This window comes from Streptomyces sp. NPDC054841, from assembly GCF_053611045.1.
The window spans coordinates 1-2,761 of the sequence record NZ_JBSGZO010000748.1 but is presented as its reverse complement, the minus strand read 5'-3'; the positions used below and the strand labels follow the sequence as shown (position 1 = coordinate 2,761).

General features: G+C 70.4%; 3 protein-coding genes. 1 reads left to right on the top strand and 2 read right to left on the bottom strand.

What is annotated here, in order from left to right; translation table 11 throughout:
- Positions 1–22: 22 nt before the first annotated feature.
- Positions 23–1,225, bottom strand: a complete 1,203-nt coding sequence (locus tag ACWGI8_RS42675) for a M6 family metalloprotease domain-containing protein (RefSeq protein ID WP_453668850.1) — start codon at positions 1,223–1,225, stop codon at positions 23–25.
- Between the two features lie 100 nt (positions 1,226–1,325).
- On the opposite strand from ACWGI8_RS42675, the gene ACWGI8_RS42670 reads away from it, so the two are divergent.
- A complete protein-coding gene (locus tag ACWGI8_RS42670) occupies positions 1,326–2,309 on the top strand; it encodes a LysR family transcriptional regulator (protein WP_453668849.1) in 984 nt (327 codons plus the stop codon).
- 179 nt (positions 2,310–2,488) lie between these two features.
- Here the strand turns inward: ACWGI8_RS42670 and ACWGI8_RS42665 are convergent.
- Positions 2,489–2,761: integrase core domain-containing protein (locus ACWGI8_RS42665; RefSeq protein WP_453668848.1), on the bottom strand; the 273-nt coding region annotated here is incomplete at its 5' end.

Below are 2,761 nucleotides of genomic sequence, written 5' to 3'. Positions count from 1 at the left end.
GGGCGCAGCCGTCCGCGTTGCGCTACGACTTGGTGATCCGCACGGTCTCGCCGTACCCGTCGGCGCTGAGTACGTCGATCCGGACACCGGCCGCGGTGTCGGTGAACGACTCACCGGCCCAGTACGGGGCGTCGTCCAGCGGGCGGCAGCCGAAGGCCGGCGTGGCACTCGGCTTGGCGTCCATGACCCGGACCGGCCCTTCACCGGTCCGCACGGAGGTGTCGATCCGGTAGATCAGCGCACCGGTGGAGCAGACGGCCGTGTCCGCCTGCACGCCCCGCCTCGATTCGACGACGTACGCGGTCGTGGGACTGGTGCGTACGACGGCCATCTTGGTGCCGGATCCGTACTCGACGGCGGTGAGATGCACGGTGTCGCTGCCTGCCGAGGCCCGGCAGACGACCTGATGGTCCTCGGTCCAGCCGAGCTTCCAGGAGTGCCAGGCGAGGTAGTGCGGCCCCGCCCCTCCGATCAGGCCCATCACATCCCATCCGGCCACGAAGCGGTGGGCATCGGTACCCGCGGCGAAGGCGTACAGGTCGGGCAGGCCGAAGGTGTGGCCGGTCTCGTGGGCCATCAGCTTCTTGCCCCAGTGCCACATGTCCTGGCCGAGGGTCACCGCCCACTTGATCCGGCGGCCGTCGGCAACGACACCCGCCGTTCCGGGGTCGTACACATAGGTGGGGGTGAAGGAGATCGCCGACGCGTTCCTCGTCGCCACGGCGTAGACCATGTCGTACTGCGAGAAGTCCACGTACGGGTCGGCCGCCGTGACCGCGTCCTTGACGTACGCCTCGTGCTCTTCGTGCGACAGCCCGCGCTCGTATCCGTAATCGGCCGAGTTGTGCGGCATCCTCACCCAGCGCTGGTGCTGGGTGATGGCCAGCCAGGCCTTGCCGTAGGAGGCGTTCCACAGCCAGTCCGCACCGGGTGTGATCTGGGCCGCGTCCTCGGCAGGGGACTCGGTGGCGGGGGCATCCGGGAAGTCCACGAAGATCATGGCGACCTTGATGGTCCCCGACGGGCGCTTGAACACGGAATAGTCCGTGTCCTGCCCTTCGTCCGTCCAGCCGGTGGTGCCGCGCAGCGCACAGGCCGACACGCTGTCCGCGGCCGTCGCGGCCCGGGCGGGAGGGGTGCCGAGGAGGAGGAGCGGGAGCAGGGCAGCGAGCAGCAGCGGAAGAAGAGCCGACCGGGTGGTCGACGAGAGATGTGGGGGACTCACGCGATCACTACCTTTCCATGAATGGCGTGTGACATTTCACATAAGACTGCTGACGCACGGCCCTGTCCGAAAGCTGTCGCCGGTCCATAACATCCGCGCCATGGATCTGGAGATACGGCACCTGCGGGTCGTGTGCGCGATCGCCGAGGCGGGGAGCCTCACCCGCGCTGCCGCCGCACTCCGCATGACGCAGCCAGGGCTCAGCGCCCAACTGCGCCGTATCGAGGCCATGCTGGGCGGGACCCTGTTCGACCGGCGACAGGAGGGCGCCGTCCCCACGCCCTTCGGCGAGCTCGTCATCGGGCGGGCCCGCGCCGTCCTGCCGGGCATCGACGGGCTGCTCGCCGACACGGCCCGGGCCGCCCGCCGTATGTCGGCCGCGAACCGGATCCGCGTCGGCTCGGTCGGCGCTCCGCTGCTCGGTCATCTCCTCCTGGCCGTCAAGGCATTGCTGCCCGAAGCCCACCTGACCGCCCGCTGTCAGTACTCGCCCGTCGCTCTGCTCGACGACCTCGCCGCGGGCCGGCTGGAAGCGGCGGTGCTCGGTGACCACCCGGACCAGGAGCTGCCGCAGCGTGAGGGCGTGGCACTCCACGCAATCGTCACGGAGCCGGTCTTCGCCCTCCTGCCGGCGACCCACCCGCTTGCCGCGCGGGACGAGGTCCCGCTGCCCGAGCTGCTGGAAGAGGACTGGGCGGTTCCCCGGCCGGACGGCGACCGGACCCACGAATACTGGGCGTCCGTCTGCGCCCTGACGGACCGCGCTCCGTTCGCCCCTTACGAAGCGGAGGGGCGGCAGCTGATCGAGATCATCAGGGCGGGCCTGGCCGTCAGCCTCTGCCAGGCCACGTTCATCGAGGTGCCCGGCGTCGCGGTCCGCCCGCTGGCCGGAAACCCCTTGTGGTACCGGCACATTCTGGCCTGGCACCACGATGGCCCTCTCGCGGCCTGCGGCGCCGAAATCCTGCGCCGGGTCGCCGATGGTTACCTGTCCACCTGCTCCGCCGGCCCGACGTACGCGCGCTGGCGGGAGCGGCACCGGGCTGCAGCCCGGCCGGCGGCGGTGCCGCCCCGAACTCTCTGAACTGAAGACAGCAGCAGGAGATCACCTCGGAAACCCGCCCGAGTGACGAGGCGGTTGACCCCGACCGCACTGGTGCCACAGCCCGCCCGTGAGAGCACCCTGCTCCGCGACGCGCCGAGCCGGCGCCCCTGCCCGCCTGCACCGTCCATCCGCGCCCCTGGCCGGGTGCGGTGTCGGCCCTAGGTGTATTGCCCTGTGAGGTTGGGGACGCGGCTGGCGGGTGGTTTGCCTGCGAGCGCGGTGTGTCCGCGGTGGTGATTGTAGGTGTGCAGCCAGCCGGGGAACGCTTCGCGTCGTTCGGTCTCTGAGCGGTAGGGACGGGCGTAGGCCCATTCGTCGAGCAGGGTGCGGTTGAACCGTTCGACCTTGCCGTTGGTCTGTGGCCGGTAGGGCCGGGTTCGCTTGTGGGTGATCCCGGCTGCCGCGAGGGCATCGCGCCAGGCGTGGGACTT

Coding starts and splice junctions, on each gene's coding strand:
- ACWGI8_RS42670 (WP_453668849.1), top strand. CDS start 1,326: ATGGATCTGGAGATACGGCACCTGCGGGTCGTGTGCGCGATCGCCGAG.